At 66.0% G+C, this 1878-nt stretch carries 1 pseudogene; it reads left to right on the forward strand.

Features of this window, described 5'->3' with window-relative positions:
- A pseudogene (locus AHiyo1_RS00710) lies at nucleotides 1–1878 on the forward strand (DEAD/DEAH box helicase); the annotation flags it as partial.

Genomic DNA, 1878 nt, shown 5'->3' on the forward strand with positions numbered 1-1878 from the left:
CACCCGCCGAGCTTCCGCCAAGGCCCCGGCTGCGGTTCCGGCCGAATCGCCTGTCGAAGAAGAGGAAGAGGGCATCCGCTTCGTCGACCTCGGAATCGACCCCGCGTCCTTGCGGCCCTGCAGGACGTCGGCTACGAGAAGCCGTCTCCGATCCAGGCAGCAACCATTCCGCTGCTGCTCGAAGGCCGCGACGTCGTCGGCCTCGCCCAGACCGGCACCGGTAAGACTGCAGCATTCGCAGTACCGGCACTGTCCCGCCTGGCCGAACTCCACGACCTGAACGGCCCGTCCCGCAAGACGCAGGCACTGGTCCTCGCTCCGACCCGCGAGCTTGCGCTCCAGGTTGCCGAGGCCTTCACCTCGTACGCCAAGCACATCGATGACTTCACGGTTCTCCCCGTCTACGGTGGCTCCGCCTATGGCCCGCAGCTTGCTGGCCTTCGCCGCGGTGCACAGGTTGTTGTGGGTACCCCGGGCCGCGTTATCGACCACATCTCCAAGGGTTCCCTGGACCTGTCCGAGCTGCAGTACCTCGTCTTGGACGAAGCCGACGAAATGCTCCGCATGGGCTTCGCCGAGGACGTTGAGCAGATCTTCCAGCAGACCCCGGAAGACCGCCAGGTTGCGCTGTTCTCTGCCACGATGCCGGGCCAGATCCGCCGTATGTCCAAGCAGTACCTGAACAACCCTGCCGAGATCTCGGTCAAGTCCAAGACCACCACCGGCGCCAACACCCGCCAGCGGTACCTGCAGGTCATGGGCCCGCACAAGCTCGATGCCCTGACCCGCATCCTCGAGGTGGAAGAGTTCGACGGCGTTATCGCCTTCGTGCGCACCAAGATGGCTACCGAGGACCTGGCTGACAAGCTGAAGTCCCGCGGCTTCCAGGCCGCCGCCATCAACGGCGACATTCCGCAGCAGCAGCGCGAACGGACTGTCGACGCGCTGAAGGAAGGCCGCATCGACATCCTGGTCGCCACCGACGTCGCGGCCCGTGGCCTTGACGTTGAGCGCATCAGCCACGTGGTCAACTACGACATCCCGCACGACACCGAGTCCTACGTCCACCGAATCGGCCGTACCGGCCGTGCAGGCCGTAGCGGCGACGCCATCCTCTTCATGACGCCGCGGGAGAAGTACCTGCTGCGTTCGATCGAGAAGGCCACCCGCCAGCCGGTTGAGCAGATGCACCTGCCCACTGCCGAGACGGTCAACACCTTGCGCCTTGGCAAGTTCGCGGACAAGATCACGGAGACCCTCGAGTCCGAGGACGTTGCCGCGTTCCGCGACCTGATCTCTTCCTACGAAGAGGAGCACAACGTTCCGGCTTCGGAGATCGCAGCTGCACTGGCCGTCATGGCACAGGGCGGCCAGCCGCTCCTGGTCAAGGAACTGCCGGCTGCACCGGAATTCCAGAAGCGCGAGCGCTCCAAGGACGGCTTCGGTTCCCGTGGCCCGACCCGCGCCCTGACGGAGGGCAACGCCACCTACCGGATCGCCGTCGGACGCCGCCAGCGCGTCATGCCGGGTTCGATCGTTGGCGCCATTGCCAACGAAGGCGGCATCTCCTCGGCACAGATCGGCGGCATCGACATCCGCTCGGACCACTCCCTGGTGGAGCTCCCGGCGGACCTGAGCCCCGAGCAGTTGCGTGCCCTGTCCCGCACCCGGATCGGCGGCGAGTTGATTCACCTCGAGCTGGACAACGGCCGCAAGCCGGCCTCTGACCGTGGCGGCGAGCGTGGCGGTTACTCCGGAGGCAGCCGCGGCGGCGACCGTGGTGGCTACTCCGGTGGTGACCGTGGCGGAAACTTCAAGGGCAACGGTGGCTTCAAGAAGGAGTTCCGTAAGACTGAAGGCGACCGTGGCGGCTACTCC

The sequence above is a fragment of the Arthrobacter sp. Hiyo1 genome (genome assembly GCF_001263615.2).
Classification (GTDB): domain Bacteria; phylum Actinomycetota; class Actinomycetes; order Actinomycetales; family Micrococcaceae; genus Arthrobacter.